The organism is Streptomyces sp. NPDC090088 (assembly GCF_044747345.1).
Taxonomy (GTDB): domain Bacteria; phylum Actinomycetota; class Actinomycetes; order Streptomycetales; family Streptomycetaceae; genus Streptomyces.
The window spans coordinates 1404813-1427001 of the sequence record NZ_JBIVDZ010000002.1; the positions used below are offsets into that span (position 1 = coordinate 1404813).

Below are 22189 nucleotides of genomic sequence, written 5' to 3' on the forward strand. Positions count from 1 at the left end.
AGGCACGACAGAAGTTGACGGTCACCTCGACCGTATCCAGGACGACGATGACGCGCGAGCGGGCACGGCAAGGCACAGAAGGGGCGCAAGCACAATGAAGGGCACTGTTGGTGAGCTAGGTGAGTTCGGGCTCATCAGGGAGCTCACCTCCCGTCTCACCACCACTCCGGCGGTCCGGGTCGGCCCGGGCGACGACGCCGCGGTGGTCGCCGCGCCCGACCGCCGGGTCGTGGCGAGCACCGACATCCTCCTTGAGGGCCGGCACTTCCGCCGTGACTGGTCCACCGCCTACGACGTCGGGCGCAAGGCCGCCGCGCAGAACCTCGCCGACATCGCCGCCATGGGCGCCGTGCCGACCGCCCTGCTGCTCGGCCTGGTCGTGCCCGCCGAACTCCCGGTGACCTGGCCCAGCGAACTGATGGACGGCATCCGCGACGAGTGCCAGGTGGCCGGTGCCTCGGTGGTCGGCGGCGACGTGGTCCGCGGCGACACGATCATGGTGTCGATCACCGCCCTCGGCGACCTGCGCAACCAGGAGCCGGTCACCCGGGCCGGCGCCCAGCCCGGCGACCTGGTGGCCGTCACGGGCTGGCTGGGCTGGTCCGCGGCCGGCTACGCGGTGCTCTCCCGCGGCTTCCGCTCGCCGCGCGCCTTCGTGGAGGCGCACCGGCGCCCCGAGCCGCCGTACCACGCGGGGCCGGCCGCCGCCGGACTCGGCGCCACCGCGATGTGCGACGTCAGCGACGGACTGATCGCCGATCTCGGGCACATCGCCGAGGCCAGCAAGGTGCGGATCGACATCCGGTCCGGCGCGATCGACGTCCCGACCCAGATGAACGACATCGGCCAGGCCGTCGGCGTCGATCCCATCCAGTGGGTGCTGACCGGGGGAGAGGACCACGCGATCGTGGCCACCTTCCCGCCGGACGTGAAGCTGCCGGCCCGCTGGAAGGTCATCGGCGAGGTCCTCAACCCGTCCGCGCTGCCCCAGGTGACGGTCGACGGGGCGCCCTGGACCAGCAAGGGCGGCTGGGACCACTTCGGGGACATCGAGTCATGAGCGTCCCGCGCGTCCCGCGCGTGCTGACCGTCGCGGGTTCCGACTCCGGCGGCGGCGCCGGGATCCAGGCGGACCTGAAGACGATGCTGGCGCTCGGCGTGCACGGCATGAGCGTGATCACCGCGGTGACCGCGCAGAACTCCCGGGGCGTGCAGGGCGCTTGGGAACTTCCGGTCGAGGCCGTCCGCGCCCAGTACCGCAGCGTGGTCGACGACATCGGCGTGGACGCGGTGAAGACCGGGATGCTGGCCTCGGCCGAACTCGTCCAGGCGGTCGCGGAGTTGATCGCAGGGACCGACGCGCCCGTGGTGGTGGACCCGGTCGGCGTCTCCAAGCACGGCGACCCGCTGCTCGCCGCCTCCGCCCTGGACTCGGTCCGCACCCAGCTGCTCCCGGTCGCCACCGTCGCCACCCCCAACCTCGACGAGGTGGCCCAACTCACCGGCGTACACGTCGAGTCGGAGGCGGATCTGCGACGGGCCGCGGCGGCCGTCCTGTCGTACGGACCGCGGTGGGTGCTGATCAAGGGCGGTCACCTCCCCGGCGAAGCCGTCGACCTGCTCACCGACGGCACGGCGGAGCACCTGCTGCGTGCTCCCCGGCACGACAACCGGCACACCCACGGCACGGGCTGCACCCTCGCGTCCGCGATCGCGTCGCAGCTGGCGAAGGGGCGGTCCGTGCCGGAGGCGGTGGCGGCGGCCAAGGAGTACGTCACCGGGGCGATCGCGGCCGGGTTCGCGCTCGGCACCGGGATCGGGCCCGTGGACCACGGCTGGGCCCTCGGGGCGGAGACCGGGGCGGGGCTCAGAAGGGGTAATCCCGCAGCTTGATGTCGGTCGCCGCCTTCTCCGTCATCTTCTTGAAGAAGCGGGCCAGCGGCCGGGAGGCGAGCACCCGGTACATCCGGTCCCGGTTGCGGATGCGCCGCTCGGTCGGGGGCGCGAAGAACGGGCCGGCGTTCCCGGAGATCTTCTGGCAGCCCTTGGCGAAGTCCCGGATCCGGGACTCGTACTCGGCGAACGCGGTGCGGTGGTCGCCGCCCGCGAGCGCGAGTTCGCCCGCGAGGACGTACGCCCCGACGACCGCCACCCCGGTCCCCATCCCGCCCATCGTCGCCCCGTACCCGGCGTCCCCGAGCAGCACCACCCGCCCCTTGACGAGCCGGTCCACGTGGATCTGGGCGATCGCGTCGAAATACAGGTCGTCGGCCTCCTCCAGGGCCTTGAGGACGGCCGGGATCTCCCAGCCCATCCCGGCGAAACGGTCCGCGAGGATCCGCTTGATCGCCGGGACGTCCCTGCGGTCGTACGACAGCTCCTCGGACCGGAACACCAGCAGCGCGCCCGCGCGGTCCGGATCGCCGTCGTAGTTGCCGACGACGACCGCGCGGCCGGGCTCGCTGTAGACCCGGCCGGTGCGGTCCAGGCCCAGGTGGTTGGGGACGTCGAAGCCGGCCACGTAGTGGTCGAAGAAGCGCAGGTAGCGGGACTCGTCGCCGAACACGAGCCGGCGGGTGTTCGAGTGCAGCCCGTCGGCGCCGACGACCAGGTCGAAGCGGCGCGGCGCGCCCTTCTCGAAGGTGACGTCGACCCCGTCGGCGTCCTCCGCGAGCGTGGCGATCGAGTCGCCGAAGACGTACTCGACGTCGTCCTTGGTGCGCTCGTACATGAGCAGCGCGAGGTCGCCGCGGAAGATCTCCACGTCACCGCTCATCAGCTCGGCCGGGAGGTCCACGCGCGGGCTGCCGTCCGCGTCGACGACCGTCTGGCGGCCCATGTGGGTCTGGCGGGCGTGGATGTCGTCCCAGAGGCCCATGGCGGTCAGGACCGTGCGGTGGACATGGCCGCGGAAGTCGACCGCGAAGCCGCCGCCGCGCAGCCCCGGGGCCCGCTCGACGACCGTGACGCGGGCACCGCGCCGGGCGAGGCCGAGGGCGAGGGCGGGACCGGCGACGCTGGCGCCGGAGATCAGGACGTGGAGGTGGGCGAGGTTCTTCGTGTGCTGCGTCTGCTGCTGCGTCTGCTCCGTCATGCGACGAGCCTCGGCGGGGGCGCTGACCGTCTCCCTACCGTTCGCTGACCGCCGCTGACCGTTGCCGCAGGCCCTGCCGGAACGCCTCCTCGTAAGCCTCGGGCGACAGCCGCGCCCGTACCTCCTCCTCGACGCGTACGACGTCCGGGTCGCCCCCGCTGCGGGCGCCCCGCAGTCCCGTCCCGGCGCCCAGCAGCACGGCGGCCCGGCCGGCCGAGCCGGCGACGGAGGCCAGCGCCTCGGCCGCGTCGGCGAGTTCCAGGTCGCCCGGGCCGTCGACGGCCAGTTCGGCGGCCTGCCGGAACCAGTCGCGGGCCTCCTCGGTGTCCCCCTCGGCGGCGGCCGTCCGGCCGAGCCCGATGAGGATCCGGACGGTCTCGCCGACGCTGAACCAGTTGGCGGCACACTCCTGGAGGGCGGTCTCGTACCGCGCACGCGCGCGTGCCGTGTCCCCGGCCAGCCGGGCCGCGTCACCGAGGCCGCGCCGCGCGGCGGCCACCTTGTCGGGCAGCCCGGCCCCCCGGGCGAGCGTCAGCGCCTCCTCGAAGTGCGCCTCGGCGGCGGCCGTGCCGCCCTGGTGCAGGAGCACGGTGCCCCGGGTGCGCAGCAGGTCGGCCGTCTCCTCGGGGGCGGCCAGCTCCCGCATGTACGCCAGTCCCTCGTCGAGCAGCTCCAGGGCGTGCCGGGAGTCCCCGCGCGCGTGGGCGAACGCGCCGAGCGGGTCGAGGCAGTTGGCCATGCCCCAGCGGTCGCCCGCGGCCCGGTAGCCCGCCAGCGCCCGGGTGAAGTACTCCTCGGACTCCTCGGGGCGGCCGGCGAACTGCGCCCGGAAGCCCAGGCCCACGTCGAGCAGGGCGCGCGCCCAGGGGGAGCCGCCGGCCAGGGTGAGGGCGTGCGGGTCGGCGGCGGGCCGCGGACCGGCCGCGACCGCCCACAGCACCAGGACGTACGGCAGCCGCAGCGGCTCCCGGTACGCGTTGAGAACGGCGTCCACGCGCGCGATGAGCTCCGGTTCCTCGCCCGCGCCGGAGAGCGCGTTGATCACGCACAGCGCGTACTCCTCCTCCAGGCCGGGCGGCGGCGAGTCCCCGACGGCGGCCAGCAGCTCCCGTGCCGTGCCCATCCGCGCGCCGTGCAGCCCGCGCAGCCGCCAGAACCAGGAGAGGGGGCCCATCAGGCGCAGGGCGCCGTCCGTGTCGTGGCGCACCAGGTGGCGCAGGGCCGCGTCCAGGTTGTCGTGCTCGGCGGCCAGCCGGGCCAGCCAGGGCAGCTGTTCGCCGCCGCGCAGCCGCGGCTCGGCCTGCTCGGCCAGCCGCAGGAAGTACCCGGCGTGCGCGTCCCCGAGGGCCTCCGGGTCCGGCAGGCTCTCGGCGGCGAAGGCCCGGATCGTCTCCAGCATCCGGTAGCGGCCCTCGGACACCCCCGCGGCCTCGGACACCCTCGCGGCCTCGGCGACCGCCGTGACCTCGACGACCTCCGCGACCTCCGCGACCTCCGCGACCTCCATGATCTCCACGAACGACTTCTCGACCAGCGAGGCCAGCACGTCCTCCGGGTACGGCAGCCCGCACACCGCCTCGACGGCCGCCAGCGTCGCGCCCCCGGAGAACACCGTCAGCCGCCGTGCCAGCTCCCGCTCCTCCTCGTCCAGCAGGTCCCAGCTCCACTCCACGACCGCGCGCAGGGTGCGGTGCCGGGGTGCCTTGGAGCGGTCACCGCGGGAGAGCAGCCGGAAGCGGTCGTGGAGGCGGTCGGCGAGCTCGTCGGGGGTGAGGGTGCGCAGCCGGGCCGCCGCCAGCTCGATGGCCAGGGGCAGCCCGTCGAGGGCGGCGCAGATGTCCGCCACGCGCGCGTGGCCGTCGAAACCGGGACGCACGGCACGGGCCCGGTCCAGGAAGAGCCGCACCGCCGGTTCCGGCGGCAGCGGGGGCACCGGGACCAGGATCTCGCCGGTGATGCCGAGCGCCTCCCGGCTGGTGGCGAGCACCCGGACCCCCGGGCAGGCGGCGAGCAGCAGGGCGGCGGTCCTGGCGGCCGCCTCCACCAGATGCTCGCAGTTGTCGAGGACGAGCAGCAGCTCGCGGTCCTCCAGGGCGGCCAGCAGCCGGTCCGTGGTGTCGGCGGCGGGACTGCGGAAGCCCTCGCGGACCCCGAGGGCGGCCAGGACGGCGTACGGGATCCGGGAGCCGTCGGTGAGGGGCGCCAGCTCGACGAAGCAGGCGCCGGGGTGGTGCTGGGCCGCCTCGACCGCCAGCCGGGTCTTGCCCGCGCCGCCGGGGCCGGTCAGCGTGACCAGCCGGGCGTCGGCCAGCAGGGCGGCGATCCGGCCGAGCTCGGGCTCACGGCCGACGAACCGGGTGAGCTGGACCGGCAGCCGGGGCCGCCCGGGTTCCGTGCCCCGCAGCAGCTCCAGGTGGAGGGCGGCCAGCTCCGGCGAGGGGTCGGCGCCCAGCTCGTCCGCGAGCGTGCGGCGGGCCTCCTCGTACACGGTGAGCGCCTCGGCGGGCCGCCCGCCCGCGTGCAGGGCCCGCATCAGCTGACCGTACAGCCGCTCGCCCAACGGCTGGGCGGCGAGCAGCGCGCGCAGCTCCGGTACGAGCTCGGAGCCCCCGCCGAGCGCCAGATCCGCCTCGATCCGGTCCTGGACGGCGGCCGTCCGCAGCTCGTCCAGCCGCGCGGCCTCGGCGGACGCCTCCGGGAGGTCGGGCAGCGCGGGGCCGCGCCACAGGGCGAGGGCGTCCCGGAGCAGGGCGGCCGCCCGCGCGGGGTCCCCGGCGGCGAGGGCGGCACGTCCGGCCGCGGACCGTTCTTCGAACAGGTGTGCGTCCATGGAGCCGGGGGCGACGGCGATGCGGTACCCGGTGGACGTGGCCTCGATCTCGGCGTGCGGGGCCAGCCGCCTGCGCAGCCGCGAGACCTGGGACTGGAGCGCGTTGGCGGTCCCGCCGGGCGGCTCGGTGCCGTACAGGCCGTCGGTGAGGCGCTGCGCGGAGACCGCGCGCCCGGCGTCCAGAAGGAGCAGGGTGAGCAGCGCACGGGGGCGGGGACCGCCGGGGTCGACAGGGGTGCCGTCGTCGGTGCGTACGTCCAGGGGACCCAGGATGCCGAAGCGCATCCCGGCATTTTAGATACGGCAAAAAGCCGGCCCACCTCTCGGTGGACCGGCTCTGTGCAGCGAACCAGCGGTGGCCGCGCGCTCAGCGACAGTGCGTCAGCGCGAGACCTTGCCGGCCTTGATGCACGAGGTGCAGGCGTTCACGCGCTTCGGCGTCCCGCCGACCACGGTACGCACACGCTGGATGTTCGGGTTCCAGCGACGGGACGTACGGCGGTGCGAGTGCGAGATGTTGTTGCCGAAGCCCGGCCCCTTGCCGCAGACGTCGCAGTTGGCAGCCACGGGTCACTCCAAAGACTTCAGATGCACTTACGGTTGAATCCCGGCGTGCCGGGATCGAGACCCTGAGGATCAGAGATCTTGAGTGGCGTTGCCAGGGGAATGGCCCGATCAGATCGGGCAACCGGAGCAGCATACAACGGCTGCGTCGGTTAGACGAAACTAGCATGGCAGCTCAGGGGCCGACTCCCGGCCCACTACCGGTGGACACCCCTTCGGGGTCTACGCTGCGTCCCACGTCCGGCCAGCTCAAGGAGGCGCAGGTGGCGCAGGTGCCGCAGACATTCTTCGATGCTCTGGCGGTACGCACCTGGTGCGGCCTGTCGCTCGGCGCGCTCGGCCGGGCCCGCGAGGAGATCGACGCGATCAACGTCTACCCGGTGGCCGACGGCGACACCGGCACGAACCTGTATCTGACCCTGGAGTCGGCCACGGGCGCCGTGGAGGCCGTCTTCGCGGGTTACGAGCTGGGCGAGGAGATCCCGACCCTCGCCGACGCCGTCCGCGCGATGGCGCACGGCGCGCTCATAGGCGCGCGCGGCAACTCCGGCACGATCCTCGCCCAGCTGCTGCGCGGCATGGCCCACGTCCTCACCGGGGGCGGGGCGCCGGGTGAGACGACTCACATCGACGGCGACGGGCTGCGGCTCGCCCTGCGGCACGCCGCCGACTCCGCCCGCCGGGCCGTGGCCCACCCCGTCGAGGGCACGGTGCTGTCGGTCGCGGCGGCCGCCGCGGACGCGGCCGACACGGCGGAGGGCGACTGCGGGACGATCGCCCGGGCCGCCTACGACGGCGCGTGCAAGGCGCTCGCGGCGACCCCCGGCCAGCTGGCCGCCCTGGAGCGGGCCGGAGTGGTCGACGCCGGCGGCCGGGGCCTGGTCGCGGTGCTCGGGGCGCTGGTGGAGGCGTTCACCGGGGAGGCGGTGGTCTTCGACCCGCATGCCTACGCGGCCGTCCCGACCGCCCCCGCGCCCGTGGACGCCGTGTCCGACGCCCGGGCCGCCGCCTGCGCCGAGGCCGCCGCCGGACCCGCCTTCGAGGTCATCTACCTCCTGGAGGCCGGGGACGGCGCCGTGGACCGGCTGCGAGCCCGCCTCGACGCCCTCGGCGACTCCCTGGTCGTGGTCGGCGGCGACGGCCTGTGGAACGTCCATGTGCACGTCGACGACGCCGGCGCCGCCGTGGAGGCCGGCGTCGAGGCCGGGCGGCCGTACCGGATCCGGATCACCCACTTCGGCGCCGGGGACGCGCACGCCGGCGGGGAGCGGCCGCCGCGCGAGCGGGTGCAGCGGGCCGTGGTGGCCGTCGTACCGGGGGAGGGGCTGGCCGCGCTGTACGCCGAGGCCGGCGCGACCACCGTGCTCGCGCGCCCCGGGGAGCCGCCCGCCAGCGGGGAGCTGGTGGACGCCGTACGGCGCGCCCACGCGCGCGAGGTGGTGCTGCTGCCCAACGACGCCGACCTGCGGCACACGGCGGCCGCGGCGGCCGAGCAGGTCCGCGCGGACGGCATCCGGGTCGCCCTCATCCCGACCCGCTCTGCGGTCCAGGGCATCGCCGCGCTCGCCGTGCACCTGCCGGACCGCCGCTTCGACGAGGACGTCGTCCAGATGACCTCGGCGGCGGGCGCCACCCGCTACGCCGAGGTCGTGGTCGCCGAACGGCAGTCCTGGACCATGGCCGGCATCTGCCAGGCCGGGGACGTGCTGGGCCTGATCGACGGCGACGTGGCGGTCATCGGCTCGGACGTGACCGCCACCGCCGAGACCGTCCTGGACCGCATGCTCCAGGCCGGCGGCGAGCTGGTCACCCTCGTCCTCGGCGACGAGGCGCCCGAGGGCGTCGCCGAGCGCCTGGAGGCACGCGTGCGCGAGGCGTACCTCGCCGTCGACACGGTGGTCTACGCCGGCGGCCGGCAGGAGGCCCCGCTCCTCATCGGCGTCGAGTAGACCGGCCGCTCACTCCTCGGTGGGCTCCAGCAGCTGCCGGGCCTCCGCCCGCCGGGCCCGGACCGTCTCGTCGGCCGGGTCGGCGCCCTCGTAGGCGTCCAGCACCGCACGCGCGCGTGCCGCCGCGTCCGCCGGCCGGCTCAGATCGGCCTCCAGCCAGCCCGCCGCGAGTTCGGCGCCGGTACGGCCGTGCAGCCCGTCCTCGCCCAGCGCGGCGAACACCGACACCGCCGCCGCCATCTCGGCGAGCGCCGCCTCGAACGCCTCCTGGATCGCCGCGTCCTCGGCGTCCTCCGGGACGGACCGGGCCAGCAGGTCGCCGAACTGCCGGTGCGTGTGCCCGAGTTCGGTGGCGAGCCGCTCGGCCGCGGCCGGGTCGCCCACGGTCTCCAGCGCCGACTCGCACTCCCGGACCGCGTCCGCCATCAGCTTCCGCGCGCCCTCCAGGCCCGCATCGGTACGCAGCGCCAGCCACGCGCGGGCCCGCAGCGAGCGGACCAGGAAGTGCACATTGCCCACCGCCCGCCACAGCTCGCCCGCGCGCGCGTACGCCCGGTCGGCCTCGACGGGCAGGTCCGCGTTGCCCAGCGACTCGGCGGCCAGGTGCGCGAGGGTGGCGTGGTCGTGCTGCTCGGGCCAGTGCCGGGCGATCTCGGCCGCCTGCAGCCGCCGTTCGGCCGCCGCGTGGTGCTCGCCGAGCTCGCTCAGACAGTCCCCGAGCCACCACTGCGTCTGCACCACCGCGCCGTCACCGTGCTTCTCGGCGCTCAGGTCGCCCAGCGCCGACTCCAGCACCTCGGCGGCCTCCGCGAACCGCCCCTGGCGCAGCAGGAAGCCGCCCAGCTGGTGCCGGGCCCAGGCACCCAGGGTGCCGCTCTCCCCGGCCTCGTCGGCCCAGTGCGCGGCCTGAAGGGCGTGTTCGGCGGCCTCCTCGGCCGCCCCTCGTCCGCCGACCACCTCGGCGAGCTGGAGATGCAGCTGGGCCCGCCCGACCGGCTCCACGTACGGCCCGCCGTGCTCCAGGGCCGAGCGCAGCGCCCGCTCCGCCTCGGCCAGGTCGCCCTGCTCATGGGCGAGCGCGGCCACCCGCACCTCGTACTCGACCGCGAACCAGGGCAGCTCGGCACCGGCGAACTGCGTCGCCGCCTGCCGGAACAGCTCGCCCGCCCGCTCCCCGTCCCCGGCGTGCTCGGCCAGCTCGGCGAGCATCGCCCGCCCCTCTGCCGCCCGCGACACCAGCCGTACGTCGGCCCCGCCGCGCCCGCCGACCAGCGCCAGCAGCTCCCGTACGGCCTGCTCGGCGTCGGCCGCGCCCTCGGACCGCTCGTGCACCAGCCGCATCAGGATCCGCGCCCTGCTCATCAGCACGGACGCCGTCTGCCGCACCCCGGTGGCGTCGTCGGCGTACAGCGCGAGGATCCGGTCGTACGGATCGGTGATCGCGGCCAGCGCCTCGTCCAGCTCCCCGGCCAGCGCCCGTACGTACGCCGCACGCCCGCGTGCCGCGATCGCCTCGCCCTCGTCGCCCGCCTCCGCGTACAGCTCGGCGGCCCGCTCGAACAGCTCCACGCCCTCCGGGCCGCGCCCCATCGCCGTGTGATCGGTGATCTCCGCGCGGACGTACGTGTCCACCTCGGTCTCCTCGGCGGCCTCCGCGACCGCCGCCCAGGCCTCCATGGCGTGCGGCTGAAGGGTGTCCGACAGCCGCCGGGCCTCGGCGAGCAGCGCGGGCAGCTCCAGACGCTCCTCCGGCTCCTGGGGCGCGGGCGCCCGCAGCACCGGCGCGACCGGCCCGGCGGGCGCCGTCCGGGCCGCCCGCACCCCCAGCGGCAGCCGCTCCACCAGCGGCCGCTGGGCCATGCGCTCGCGCACCTGGTCGCCGACGTGGGAGGTGCCGTTGCGGGCGTCGAACCGCGCGGCCAGCTCCAGCGCCTCCGCGCGCGCGTGGACGGCGAGTTCCCCGGCGGTCCACGTCCGCCCGGCGGGCCCCGGCACCCGCTGCCCGTCCAGGCCCAGCCCGGACAGCCGGTCCATCAGCAGCGCCACCACCGCCATGAAGTCCATCCGGCTGCGCGGCTGCCCGGTGTCCGTGAAGTAGGCGGGACGTTCCGCCAGCAGCTCCAGACCGCGCGCCTCGTTGCCGGTCAGCGCGCAGAACTCCACATGGTCCGCGTAGGCGCCCCGCATGCTCTCCATCGGCCGGACGAGCCGGAACCCCCGCAGGTGATGCGCACGGGCCTCGTCGACCCGGCCCAGCCGCAGCAGCGGGACCAGGGAGGAGGCCAGCACCGTGTGCGGCTCGTGGGCGCAGCTGTACTCGCCCTCCAGCACCGGCCGCCACAGCTCCAGCGCCGCCTCGTCCCGGCCGTTCTTCAGCTGCCAGCCGCCCTGCCCGTGCAGCTCGCACGCGTGGCAGTCGGCCATCCGGTCCCGGTCCGCCGCCAGCCAGGCCGCGTACGCCCGCTCCGCACGGGCCAGGTCCCCGATGTGCCCGGCGACACTGAACTCCGCACTGCGCACCGCACGCTCCGAGTGCCCGGCGAGCCGGTAGCGGTGCTCCATCTCGCCCAGCCACTTCTCGATCGAGGCGAGCGGGATGTGCGGCTGGTCGAGCATGCCGGCCGACATCCACTTGAAGACCCAGTGCAGCGAATGCGTCTCGTACTCGTCGAAGTCCTCGGGCCGCTCGTCCCACAGCCGCAGCAGCCGCGCGAACGGGACGAACATCTTGTCCTTCTCGGAGCTGTAGTTGTAGACCTTCAGCTGGTGCCCGAGCGCCTCGATCACGGCGAGCGGGACGTTCAGCTTCTCGGCCTCCAGCAGCAGCTGCTCAGCGCGCGCGTTGCGGGCGGGCCCCTCCGGCTCCTCGGAGTTCTCGGCCATCGCGCGGCGCAGCGAGTCGAAGTCCGTGACCCTGCCGATTTCGCCCATCAGCGGTCACCCTCCCCATGAGTGGCCCATTCCAGGAGGCCGATGAACGAGCGGTTGATCAGCGCCGAGTCGGCGGGCCGCAGCGGGCGCTGCGCCATCAGCAGCGCCTGCCCGTACAGCGACTCGGTCGCGGTGCCGATCAGCTCCGGGTCCTTCAGGGAACTGATCCGGCGGATCAGCGGGTTGAGGTGGTTCAGCACCAGCCGCGCCCGGGGCGCGCTGCCGCGCAGCGAACCCAGGATGCCCGCCCACAGGTCGTCCGCCTGCTCCTCGGCCTCCGCGCGGGCCTGCTCATGGCGGGCGGCGCGGTCGTCGAGGTGGAGGGCGGGGACGGAGAGGGGGTGGAAGGACCTCAGTACAATGTCACATTGCAGTGGGTCCAGCTTGGCCCGCGCCGCCGCCAGGAACCCCGCCACCGCCAGCTCCTCCGCCGGGTCCACCGCGTCCAGATGCGCGGTCACGGTGTCCGCGTCCAGCTCCGCGACCACCGTCCCCGGCCGCACCGACGGCAGCGCCTCGACCAGCTCGCTGTCGTACGTGTAACCGCCGTTGATCACCCCGATGCCCTGCGCGGAGGCGATCGGGGCGACCTGCCGGTACTCCTCGACCGACCGCGTGAAGTGCACCACCGGGTGCCGCTGCGCGAACTCCTCCAGGGACAGCTGCCCGTCGGTGGTCTCGAAGGGGAGCCACGGCAGCATCGTCCGCAGCATCTCGCCGTCGTGCCGGGCCAGCGACTTCACGCCCAGGTGGTGCACGGACAGGAACGCGGAGAGCCGTTCCGGATCACCCGCCGCGAGACCGGTCAGCCAGGACCGAATCCTTTCGCCGAGCGCCTCCCGTACGGCGGCCAGCGTCTCGTCCTCGTACAGCGACTCGCGCGAGGCGGTCGGCCGCAGACTGTCCGTGTCCAGCACACAGCGCACGAAGAACGCCCAGTCCGGCAGCAGCTGTTCGGCCCGCTCCGTGAGCAGCATGCCCTTGAGGTGCACCCGGTGCGTGGCCCGTTGCGCCGGGCTCACCGCCGACGGCAGCACGTACGCCACGCCCCGGATCCCGGCCAGCGGCACGTCCAGCGCGATCGAGTCCAACGGCGTGAACCCGAACAGCTCATGACAGTGCCGGGCCAGCGCCACCCGCCGGGTGCTGGGGGAGGGGTACGACCGGTCCCAGGGCGCCGGCAGGTCGGTGACCGCCTCGTCGCCCACCCGGACGTCGTACGGCAGCAGCGAACCGAAGTCCCGCGCCAGCGCGAGCACCCGCCGCTCGTCCAGCCACTCCGCCGCACCCGCCCGGGCCACCAGATGCACGGTGGTGCCGGGCTCCGGACGGGCCTCGGGCGCCAACGTCCGCACGGTGTACGACCCGTCGTCGCGTGCCGTCCACTCCACGGGCGGCGCGTCCGGCGTCCGGGCGCTGCGGCTGACCACCCGGATCCGCTCCGCGACCACGAAACACGCCAGCAGCCCGATGCCGAACTGCCCCAGGAAGTCGGAGCGGGCCTCCTGCAGCCCGTCCCCGCGCTTGGAACTCCGCCCGATGGTCGCGAGCAGGGTGTGCACGTCCGACTCGGTGAGCCCGACGCCGCTGTCCTCCACCCGCAGCGAACTGCCGTCCGCGAACAGCCGCACCCGCGCCGGGGCGTCGGGCTGCTCGGCCCGTCTCGCGGTGATCGCGTCCACCGCGTTCTGCAGCAGCTCGCGCAGGTAGACCTTGGGGCTGGAGTACAGGTGATGGGAGAGCAGGTCCACCAAACCACGCAGGTCGACCTGGAACGTATGGGGTGACTGTGATGCCTGGGATGACTCTGAGGTCTGGGAATCCATCGTCGCTGCGCCGGAGGGGGGAAGACGTGGTCGGCGCGGGGTCGGGCGGTCCCTTGGTGGGGTGGTGACCGCGGAAGGATGGCCGGAGCGCGCCATCCTATGACTCAAAACGACCGTCTGACCAGGGGTTTCCCGAACCGTATCCGGCATTGTCAGTGGTGTGGTGTGCAATGGATCTCGTGCCCGCACTGGAAGAACCACTGAAACAACCGCTGAAGTCAGTGCTCGGCCCCGCCACCGCGAAGGTGATGGCCGAGCATCTCGGCCTGCACTCCGTCGGCGACCTCCTGCACCACTACCCCCGCAGATACGAGGAGCGCGGCCAGCTCACCCACCTCGCCGACCTGCCCATGGACGAACACGTCACGGTGGTCGCCATGGTCGCCGACGCCCGCCTCCACACGTTCGCCTCCTCCAAAGCCCCCCGGGGCAAGGGCCAGCGCCTGGAGGTCACGATCACCGACGGCAGCGGCCGGCTCCAACTGGTCTTCTTCGGCAACGGCGTGCACAAGCCCCACAAGGAACTCCTGCCGGGCACCCGCGCGATGTTCGCCGGCAAGGTCTCGGTCTTCAACCGCCGTCTCCAACTGGCACACCCGGCGTACGAACTGCTCCGCGGCGAGGACCCCGCCGAATCGGTCGAGACCTGGGCCGGCGCCCTGATCCCGCTCTACCCGGCCACCGCCAAGCTGGAGTCCTGGAAGATCGGCAAGGCGGTCCAGACCGTCCTCCCCAGCGCCCAGGAGGCCCTCGACCCCCTTCCCCCGACCCTCCGCGAGGGCCGCGGTCTGGTCTCCCTCCCCGAGGCCCTCCTCAAGATCCACCGCCCGCACACCAAGGCGGACATCGCCGCCGCCCGCGACCGCCTCAAGTGGGACGAGGCCTTCGTCCTCCAGGTCGCCCTGGCCCGCCGCCGCCACGCCGACGCCCAACTCCCCGCGGTCGCCCGCCGACCCTCCCCCGACGGCCTCCTCACCGCCTTCGACGACCGCCTCCCCTTCACCCTCACGGACGGCCAGCAGAAGGTCTCCAAGGAGATCTTCGACGACCTGGCGACGGAACACCCGATGCACCGGCTGCTGCAGGGCGAGGTCGGCTCGGGCAAGGCGCAGCCCCTCGACTCGCTCGTGCTCACACCCGCTGGTTTCCGTCGGATGGGGGACCTGAGCGTGGGGGACGAAGTGGTCGTGCCCGAGGGGGAGATCGCGTTGATCGACGGCGTGTTCCCGCAGGGAGAGCGGGACGTCTGGCGCTTGGTCCTGTCCGACGGAAGTTCCGTGGAGTGCGACGACGAACACCTCTGGATCGTCGGCACGAGCTGTGCGTGGCACCGGGGCCAGGCTCCCAAGGTCATGACGACGCGAGAGATCCGTCTGGACACGTTCAAGGCCAATGGATCATCGAAGTGGTACATCCCTGTGGCAGCGCCGGTGGATCTCGGACACGACTCCGGCCTGCCGCTGGATCCGTACCTGTTCGGTCTCCTGCTGGGGGACGGTTCGTTCCGCCACAACCTGCGTCTGTCCACCATCGACGACGAGATCCGTGATGCCGTGGCAGCCGCGGTGGCGCCTGAATGCCGCCTCGTCCCGGTGAAGGGCTCCCACTGCGACTACACGATCCAGCTGACGCGACGCGCCGGTGGCGTCCGCAATCCCGTCATTCAGACCCTGCGGGACCTGGATCTGTGGGGTATGACGTCGCACGGCAAATTCGTGCCGGACGATTTCAAGAACACTTCTGTCAAGAATCGCCTGGCCCTGTTGCAGGGCCTCCTGGACACAGACGGCACCATCCACGCGGACGGCTTGAGCATCTCGCTCTGTTCCGCTTCGCGCAGGCTTGCCGACGATGTGGCCTGGATCGTTCGTTCGCTGGGTGGCCGTGCGCGCGTACTGCCGAAGCGAGCGGCTTTCAACGTCTCGGTGGCTCTGCCTGACGAATACGTGCCGTTCCGGCTGACCCGTAAGGCAGATCGGGTACGCCCCAGGCCGAAGTACAACACCTTCCGACGCGGAATTCGATCAGTCGAGCACGTGGGCCGAAAGCCCGTCCAGTGCATCAGCGTCGCCCACCCGAGCCACGCGTACGTGACCGATAATTTCACGGTCACCCACAACACGATGGTGGCCCTCCGCGCCATGCTCGCCACCGTCGATGCGGGTGGGCAGGCCGCCATGCTCGCGCCTACCGAAGTGCTCGCCCAGCAGCACCATCGTTCCGTCGTCGAGATGATGGGTGACCTGGCCGAGGGCGGGATGCTGGGCGGGACCGAGCACGCCACCAAGGTGGTCCTGCTGACCGGCTCCATGGGGGCCGCCGCTCGCCGGCAGGCCATGCTGGACCTGGTCACCGGGGACGCGGGCATCGTGATCGGCACCCACGCCCTGATCGAGGACAAGGTCCAGTTCCACGACCTCGGCCTGGTCGTGGTCGACGAACAGCACCGCTTCGGCGTCGAACAGCGCGACGCCCTGCGCGGCAAGGGCAAGCAGCCCCCGCACCTCCTCGTCATGACCGCCACCCCCATCCCGCGCACGGTCGCGATGACGGTCTTCGGCGACCTGGAGACCTCCGTCCTGGACCAGCTCCCGGCCGGCCGCTCCCCGATCGCCACCCATGTCGTCCCCGCCGCCGACAAGCCCCACTTCCTGGCCCGCGCCTGGGAGCGGGTGCGCGAGGAAGTCGGCAACGGCCACCAGGCGTACGTCGTCTGCCCCCGCATCGGCGACGAGGAGGACGACCCGAAGAAGGCCAAGAAGTCGGCCGAGGACGAGGCGGAGAAGCGCCCGCCGCTGGCCGTCCTCGACGTGGCCGACCACCTGGCCAAGGGCCCGCTGAGCGGCCTCCGGGTGGAGGTCCTGCACGGCCGTATGCACCCGGACGACAAGGACGCGGTCATGCGCCGCTTCGCGGCGGGCGACACCGACGTCCTCGTCGCCACCACCGTCATCGAGGTCGGCGTCAACGTCCCCAACGCCACCGCCATGGTGATCATGGACGCCGACCGCTTCGGCGTCTCCCAGCTCCACCAGCTGCGCGGCCGGGTCGGCCGAGGCTCCGCCCCCGGCCTCTGCCTCCTGGTCACGGAGATGCCGGAGGCGAGCGCGGCCCGCCAGCGCCTGACGGCCGTCGCCTCCACCCTGGACGGCTTCGAGCTCTCCCGTATCGACCTCGAACAGCGCAGAGAGGGCGACGTACTCGGCCAGGCCCAGTCCGGCGCCCGCTCCAGCCTCCGCGTCCTGGCCGTGATCGAGGACGAGGAGATCATCGCGGAGGCGCGGGAAGAGGCGACGTCCCTGGTGGCGAAGGACCCTGAGCTGACCGACCTCGCCGGCCTACGAACAGCCCTGGACGCCCTCTTGGACGAGGAGAGGGAGCAGTACCTGGAAAAGGGGTGAGTGAACGTGCCCCGACAGGGGCGCGGGGAACTGCGTGACCAGCCACGCACGAGCCGCACTCGCCAACGGCGGCCAAGCACCCCCCTCCCTGAGGCTGCCAGACTGGACCCGTAAAGCCGCCCCCGAAGAAGGACCCCAAATGACCCGCGTGATCGCCGGCCAGGCAGGCGGACGGCGCCTCTCGGTGCCGCCCGGCACAGGAACCCGGCCCACTTCGGACCGCGCACGCGAAGGCCTCTTCTCCACCTGGCAGTCCCTCCTCGGCGGCCCCCTGGACGGCGAACGCGTCCTGGACCTCTACGCCGGTTCCGGAGCCGTGGGCCTGGAGGCGCTCTCCCGGGGCGCCGGTCACACCCTCCTCGTGGAGGCCGACCCCAGAGCCGCCCGCGTCGTACGAGAGAACGTCAAGAATCTGGGCCTGCCCGGCGCCGAGGTACGGGCGGGCAAAGCTGAACAGATCATCCAGAACCCGGCGCCGGCGCAGCCGTACGACATCGTGTTCCTCGACCCCCCGTACGCGGTCACAGATCACGATCTTCGGGAGATTCTCCTCACACTCCACTCTGGGGGCTGGCTCGCGCCGGACGCGCTCGTCACCGTGGAGCGCAGCACCAGAGGTGGCGTTTTCAACTGGCCGGCAGGTTTCGAAGACCTCCGGTCCCGTCGCTACGGCGAGGGAACGTTTTGGTACGGTCGCGCCGCCTCTACGTGCGAAGACGCACGATGACCGGACCGGAGAGCGAGGGATCACAAGTGCGCCGCGCCGTCTGTCCCGGGTCGTTCGACCCGATCACCAACGGACACCTCGACATCATTGCCCGCGCGTCCCGTCTGTACGACGAGGTCTACGTCGCGGTGATGATCAACAAGTCCAAGAAGGGCCTGTTCGAGATCGACGAACGGATCGACCTGATCCGCACCGTCACCGCCGACTACGGCAACGTCCGCGTGGAGGCCTTCCACGGCCTCCTCGTCGACTTCTGCAAGCAGCGCGAGATCCCCGCCATCGTCAAGGGCCTGCGGGCCGTCAGCGACTTCGACTACGAGCTGCAGATGGCGCAGATGAACAACGGCCTGACCGGCGTCGAGACGCTGTTCGTCCCCACCAACCCCACCTACAGCTTCCTCTCGTCCTCCCTGGTCAAGGAAGTGGCCCAGTGGGGCGGAGACGTATCGCACCTGGTTCCCGCGCCTGTTTTCGAGGCCCTCAACAAGCGTATTCACAGGGACTGATGGGGCTACAGTCGTCCCGTCCGTCTCCAACACAGCTGTAGAGAGTGGCGAGCGCAGGGTGGACGTACAGAAGAAGCTCGACGAGGTCGTGGCCACGGTCTCCGGTGCCCGGGCCATGCCCATGTCGGCGTCATGCGTGATCAACCGCGCCGACCTGCTCGCGATGCTCGAAGAGCTGCGCCAGGCGCTGCCCGGCTCCCTCGCCCAGGCCCAGGAGCTCATCGGTGACCGGGACCAGATGGTCGAGCAGGCCCGGATGGAGGCCGAACGGATCATCGAGACCGCGCACGCCGAGCGCGGCTCGCTGATCTCGGGCACCGAGGTGGCCCGCCGCTCCCAGACGGAGGCCGACCGGATCCTCGGCGAGGCCCGCCAGGAGGCCGAGGAGGTCCGCGCCGAGGCCGACGACTACGTCGACTCCAAGCTCGCCAACTTCGAGGTCGTCCTCACCAAGACCCTCGGCTCGGTCGGCCGGGGCCGCGAGAAGCTGCTCGGCACCGGCCCCGGCCTCGACGAGCAGGGCTACGAGGACGAGGACGCCCCCGAGCGCAGCCACGACCCCGAGACCCTGCGCCGGGACGCGGACGCCTACGTGGACGCCAAGCTGGGCGCCTTCGAGGCGGTCCTCGCCAAGACCCTGGAGGCCGTCGGCAAGGGCCGCGCCAAGCTGCACGGCCGGATCGCCACCGACGCCCTCGGCGCCCTGGCCGACGACAACACGACCTTCCAGCACTCCAGCGACGCCGACTACCTGGCCGACCTCGCGGCCCTCGCCGACCAGGACGACCGGGCGGCCCAGGCGGCCCAGGCGGCCCAGGCCGAGCAGCCCGCCGCCGCCCAGCCCCAGAGCCGGCCGCAGTACGACCAGCAGCCCGTGGCGCAGGATCCGTACGGCTACCCCCAGCAGCAGCCCGTCTACGCCCAGCAGGACGCGTACGGCTACCAGCAGGACCCCTACGGCTACCAGCAGGCCGACCCCTACGCGGCGGCCGCCTACCAGGGCTACGACACCGGCCAGCAGCCCGTCTACGACCCCGCGCAGCAGCCGGCCCAGCAGATCCCGCACCAGTCGCACCAGCAGTCGTACGACCTCGACGAGACCAGCCTCTTCGACACCAGCATGATCACTCCGGAGCAGCTGAGGGCGTACGAGCAGGGCCGGGGCCTGTAGGAACCGGGTGGATTGGGCCGACAGCGAAAGGTCCAGTATCCTGGCTCTTCGGTCGCGTCTACGTCCGCGATCAGCGCTGCCCGGGGAGTCTCTCCGGACGGCGTCCCTCTGAGCTCGAAGATCGAAAGCAGGAATGGCTCCTCACTCGCGCCTCGACCACCGCAACCCGTTCGTGTTCGACACACACGAGCTGGGGCGGCGTCCCGGTGCGCTGCAGCGCCTGACCCGCACGATCGACGCTCCCCAGGACTTCGGTATCAAGGGGGTCATCGGAGTGCCGGAAGGCGCCCCGGTGGAGCTCGCGCTCCGGCTCGAGTCGGTCATGGAAGGTGTGCTCGTCACTGGCACCGCCCGTGCACAGGCCGAGGGGGAGTGCGTAAGGTGTCTGGAGCCGGTCGGGCAGGAGCTCGAAGCGGACTTCCAGGAACTGTTCTCGTACCCTGACGCCGACGACCGGGGCCGTGTGATCGCGGAACCGGGCGACGACGCCGAGGACGACGAGGACAGGTTCTTCATCGAGGACGGCTTGTTCGACCTCGAACCCGTGCTGCGTGATGCGGTGGTGCTCGCACTGCCGATGCAGCCGGTGTGCCAGGACGACTGTCCGGGCCTGTGCTCCGAGTGCGGAGCCCGGCTCGCGGACGACCCGGACCACCACCACGATGCCGTCGACATCCGTTGGGCGGCTTTGCAGGGACTCGCCGGTTCCACCAAGGACGGCGAGAAGGACGAGATGAGCGGCGCTGACGCGGAAGCGGGCGTCGACGAGAAGCAGGAGAAGTAGCCGTGGCTGTTCCGAAGCGGAAGATGTCGCGCAGCAACACGCGCCACCGCCGGTCGCAGTGGAAGGCTGCGGTCCCCACCCTGGTTGCGTGCGAGCGCTGCCACGAGCCCAAGCTGCAGCACATCGCGTGCCCGTCTTGCGGCACCTACAACAAGCGCCAGGTCCTCGAAGTCTGAGCGGCCAGGTGAGAGGCACTGTGTCCAGTCCAAAGAAGGGCGAAGAGCCCAAGGCGGACCCGTCCGCCAAGAAGAAAGCGGACAGCACGGCCTCGTCCCACACGCTTCTGGAAGGGCGGCTCGGCTACAAGCTCGAGTCCGCCCTTCTGGTGCGTGCACTGACCCACCGTTCCTACGCGTACGAGAACGGCGGTCTGCCGACGAACGAGCGGCTGGAGTTCCTCGGTGACTCCGTCCTCGGTCTCGTCGTCACGGACACGCTGTACACCACCCACCCCGATCTGCCCGAGGGCCAGCTGGCCAAGCTCCGGGCCGCGGTGGTGAACTCGCGTGCGCTCGCGGAAGTGGGCCGCGGCCTCGACCTGGGTTCCTTCATCCGGCTCGGCCGCGGTGAAGAGGGCACGGGCGGCCGGGACAAGGCGTCCATCCTCGCCGACACCCTGGAAGCGGTGATCGGCGCGGTCTATCTCGACCAGGGCCTCGATTCGGCGTCCGAGCTGGTGCACCGGCTCTTCGACCCGCTGATCGAGAAGTCCTCGAACCTCGGAGCCGGCCTGGACTGGAAGACCAGTCTCCAGGAGCTCACCGCGACGGAGGGCCTCGGCGTGCCCGAGTACCTGGTCACGGAGACCGGCCCCGACCACGAGAAGACCTTCACTGCTGCCGCCCGCGTCGGAGGCGTCTCGTACGGCACCGGCACCGGCCGCAGCAAGAAGGAGGCGGAGCAGCAGGCCGCCGAGTCCGCCTGGCGCGCGATTCGCGCCGCGGCGGACGAACGCGCCGAGGCCAAGGCGGCCGAGCAGGCCGCCGCAGCCGAAGCCGAGGAGGACGACGGTCCGTCGTCCGCCGCCTCCGCCTGACGAACAGCGCAGCCCGAGCGCCCGCCCCGGCAGTACGGGGGCGGGCGCTCGGATCTTCCCCCACGGTCCGCTACGGGAGTCCCGATGCCCGAATTGCCCGAGGTAGAGGTCGTACGGCGCGGCCTGGAGCGGTGGGTCGCCCATCGCGAGGTGGCCGAGGCCGAGGTCCTGCACCCGCGCGCGGTACGACGGCACCTCGCCGGCGCCGACGACTTCACGCACCGCCTCAAGGGCCACCGGGTCGGCACCCCGAGCCGGCGCGGCAAGTACCTGTGGCTGCCGCTGGAGGACACGAACCAGTCGGTCCTCGCCCACCTCGGCATGAGCGGCCAGCTGCTGGTCCAGCCGCACGCGGCCCCGGACGAGAAGCACCTGCGCATCCGCGTCCGGTTCGCCGACGAGGTCGACACCGAACTCCGCTTCGTCGACCAACGCACGTTCGGCGGACTGTCGTTGCACGACAACACCCCCGACGGGCTGCCGGACGTCATCGCGCACATCGCCCGTGACCCCCTCGACCCGCTGTTCGACGACGCGGCCTTCCACCAGGCGCTGCGCCGGAAGCGGACCACCATCAAGAGGGCGCTGCTCGACCAGTCGTTGATCAGCGGAGTCGGCAACATCTACGCGGACGAGGCCCTTTGGCGCGCCCGCGTCCACTACGAGCGCCCCACCGCCGGCTTCACCCAGCCGCGCACGGCCGAACTCCTCGGTCATGTACGGGACGTGATGAACGCGGCCCTGGCCGTGGGCGGCACCAGCTTCGACAGCCTGTACGTCAACGTCAACGGCGAGTCGGGGTACTTCGACCGCTCGCTGGACGCGTACGGCAGGGAAGGGCTGCCCTGCCGGCGGTGCGGTACGCCGATGCGCAGGCGGGCCTGGATGAACCGGTCCAGCTACTTCTGCCCGAAGTGTCAGCGGCCGCCGCGGGTCTCGTCGTAGCGCTCGCGGGCGGTCAGTACCTCGTCCATCCGGCTCTCCACGAAGTGCACGATGGACAGCAGGCGTTCGGCGACCTCGCGGCCGAGCGGGGTGAGCTCGTAGTCGACGCGGGGCGGGTTGGTCGGCTGCGCCTCGCGGTGCACCAGGCCGTCGCGCTCCAGCGCCTGGAGCGTCTGGGAGAGCATCTTCTCGCTGACGCCGTCCACACGGCGGCGCAGCTCGTTGAACCGGAACGAGCCCTCGTGCAGCGCGCTCAGGGTCAGTCCGCCCCAGCGGCCCATGATGTGTTCGAGGGTGGTGCGCGAGGGACAGGCCCGGGCGAAGACGTCGTACGGGGGAAGCGGCTCCGGTGTCTCCCGCGTCTCCTCCGGACGGTCCTGGGTGGTGGTCATGCGTTTCAGCGTACGGGAGCACAGCGCTAACCG

At 72.5% G+C, this 22189-nt stretch carries 17 protein-coding genes; 11 read left to right on the top strand and 6 right to left on the bottom strand.

Annotation, left to right across the window (positions count from 1 at the left end):
• The first annotated feature begins 94 nt into the window (after positions 1-94).
• Both ACIPSJ_RS15130 and thiD read left to right on the top strand, forming a co-directional pair.
• Positions 95-1060, top strand: a complete 966-nt coding sequence (locus ACIPSJ_RS15130) for a thiamine-phosphate kinase (protein WP_046733970.1) — start codon at positions 95-97, stop codon at positions 1058-1060.
• The gene (gene thiD / locus ACIPSJ_RS15135; RefSeq protein WP_401345993.1) at positions 1057-1893 is read left to right on the top strand and encodes a bifunctional hydroxymethylpyrimidine kinase/phosphomethylpyrimidine kinase; all 837 of its coding nucleotides are present in this window, start codon (positions 1057-1059) and stop codon (positions 1891-1893) included. Before ACIPSJ_RS15130 ends, thiD begins: the two co-directional genes overlap by 4 nt.
• Here the strand turns inward: thiD and ACIPSJ_RS15140 are convergent.
• The 3 genes from ACIPSJ_RS15140 to rpmB form a co-directional block, all read right to left on the bottom strand.
• Entirely contained in the window at positions 1868-3094 is a 1227-nt protein-coding gene (locus ACIPSJ_RS15140; RefSeq protein WP_401345995.1) for an FAD-dependent monooxygenase, read from the bottom strand. The genes thiD and ACIPSJ_RS15140 overlap by 26 nt on opposite strands.
• A 34-nt stretch (positions 3095-3128) precedes the next feature.
• Entirely contained in the window at positions 3129-6209 is a 3081-nt protein-coding gene (locus ACIPSJ_RS15145; RefSeq protein ID WP_401345998.1) for a BTAD domain-containing putative transcriptional regulator, read from the bottom strand.
• Positions 6210-6305: 96 nt separating this feature from the next.
• A complete protein-coding gene (gene rpmB, locus ACIPSJ_RS15150; RefSeq protein ID WP_003993230.1) occupies positions 6306-6491 on the bottom strand; it encodes a 50S ribosomal protein L28 in 186 nt (61 codons plus the stop codon).
• Between the two features lie 260 nt (positions 6492-6751).
• Here rpmB and ACIPSJ_RS15155 point away from each other — a divergent pair, with 260 nt between their 5' ends.
• The gene (locus ACIPSJ_RS15155; RefSeq protein ID WP_401346000.1) at positions 6752-8437 is read left to right on the top strand and encodes a DAK2 domain-containing protein; all 1686 of its coding nucleotides are present in this window, start codon (positions 6752-6754) and stop codon (positions 8435-8437) included.
• 9 nt (positions 8438-8446) lie between these two features.
• On the opposite strand, the gene ACIPSJ_RS15160 is transcribed toward ACIPSJ_RS15155, so the two are convergent.
• Together ACIPSJ_RS15160 and ACIPSJ_RS15165 are read right to left on the bottom strand one after the other, a co-directional pair.
• Positions 8447-11359 carry a tetratricopeptide repeat protein gene (locus ACIPSJ_RS15160; RefSeq protein WP_401346268.1) on the bottom strand — a complete coding sequence of 971 codons (2913 nt, stop codon included), beginning with the start codon at positions 11357-11359 and terminating at the stop codon, positions 8447-8449.
• Positions 11360-11367: 8 nt separating this feature from the next.
• Positions 11368-13194 carry an HSP90 family protein gene (locus tag ACIPSJ_RS15165; protein ID WP_359221518.1) on the bottom strand — a complete coding sequence of 609 codons (1827 nt, stop codon included), beginning with the start codon at positions 13192-13194 and terminating at the stop codon, positions 11368-11370.
• Between the two features lie 170 nt (positions 13195-13364).
• Here ACIPSJ_RS15165 and ACIPSJ_RS15170 point away from each other — a divergent pair, with 170 nt between their 5' ends.
• From ACIPSJ_RS15170 to mutM, 8 genes are all read left to right on the top strand, one after another.
• Complete coding sequence (locus ACIPSJ_RS15170) at positions 13365-16595, top strand: helicase-related protein (RefSeq protein ID WP_401346003.1); 3231 nt, start codon at positions 13365-13367, stop codon at positions 16593-16595.
• Positions 16596-16734: 139 nt separating this feature from the next.
• Positions 16735-17322, top strand: a complete 588-nt coding sequence (rsmD, locus tag ACIPSJ_RS15175; RefSeq protein ID WP_393540199.1) for a 16S rRNA (guanine(966)-N(2))-methyltransferase RsmD — start codon at positions 16735-16737, stop codon at positions 17320-17322.
• A 26-nt stretch (positions 17323-17348) separates the two neighbouring features.
• Positions 17349-17828: a pantetheine-phosphate adenylyltransferase gene (gene coaD / locus ACIPSJ_RS15180; protein WP_355714369.1), complete on the top strand. Its 480-nt coding sequence runs from the start codon at positions 17349-17351 to the stop codon at positions 17826-17828.
• Positions 17829-17886: 58 nt separating this feature from the next.
• Positions 17887-18999, top strand: a complete 1113-nt coding sequence (locus ACIPSJ_RS15185; RefSeq protein ID WP_359221521.1) for a cell division initiation protein — start codon at positions 17887-17889, stop codon at positions 18997-18999.
• Positions 19000-19132: 133 nt separating this feature from the next.
• Complete coding sequence (locus ACIPSJ_RS15190; protein ID WP_359221523.1) at positions 19133-19783, top strand: DUF177 domain-containing protein; 651 nt, start codon at positions 19133-19135, stop codon at positions 19781-19783.
• A 2-nt stretch (positions 19784-19785) separates the two neighbouring features.
• The gene (gene rpmF, locus ACIPSJ_RS15195; RefSeq protein ID WP_007493396.1) at positions 19786-19959 is read left to right on the top strand and encodes a 50S ribosomal protein L32; all 174 of its coding nucleotides are present in this window, start codon (positions 19786-19788) and stop codon (positions 19957-19959) included.
• 8 nt (positions 19960-19967) lie between these two features.
• Complete coding sequence (rnc, locus tag ACIPSJ_RS15200; protein ID WP_359221525.1) at positions 19968-20819, top strand: ribonuclease III; 852 nt, start codon at positions 19968-19970, stop codon at positions 20817-20819.
• Positions 20820-20903: 84 nt separating this feature from the next.
• The gene (mutM, locus tag ACIPSJ_RS15205) at positions 20904-21764 is read left to right on the top strand and encodes a bifunctional DNA-formamidopyrimidine glycosylase/DNA-(apurinic or apyrimidinic site) lyase (protein ID WP_359221527.1); all 861 of its coding nucleotides are present in this window, start codon (positions 20904-20906) and stop codon (positions 21762-21764) included.
• Here mutM and ACIPSJ_RS15210 read toward each other — a convergent pair.
• Positions 21737-22156, bottom strand: a complete 420-nt coding sequence (locus tag ACIPSJ_RS15210; protein WP_365691118.1) for a helix-turn-helix domain-containing protein — start codon at positions 22154-22156, stop codon at positions 21737-21739. The two genes, mutM and ACIPSJ_RS15210, sit on opposite strands and share 28 nt — an antisense overlap.
• Positions 22157-22189 lie beyond the last annotated feature (33 nt).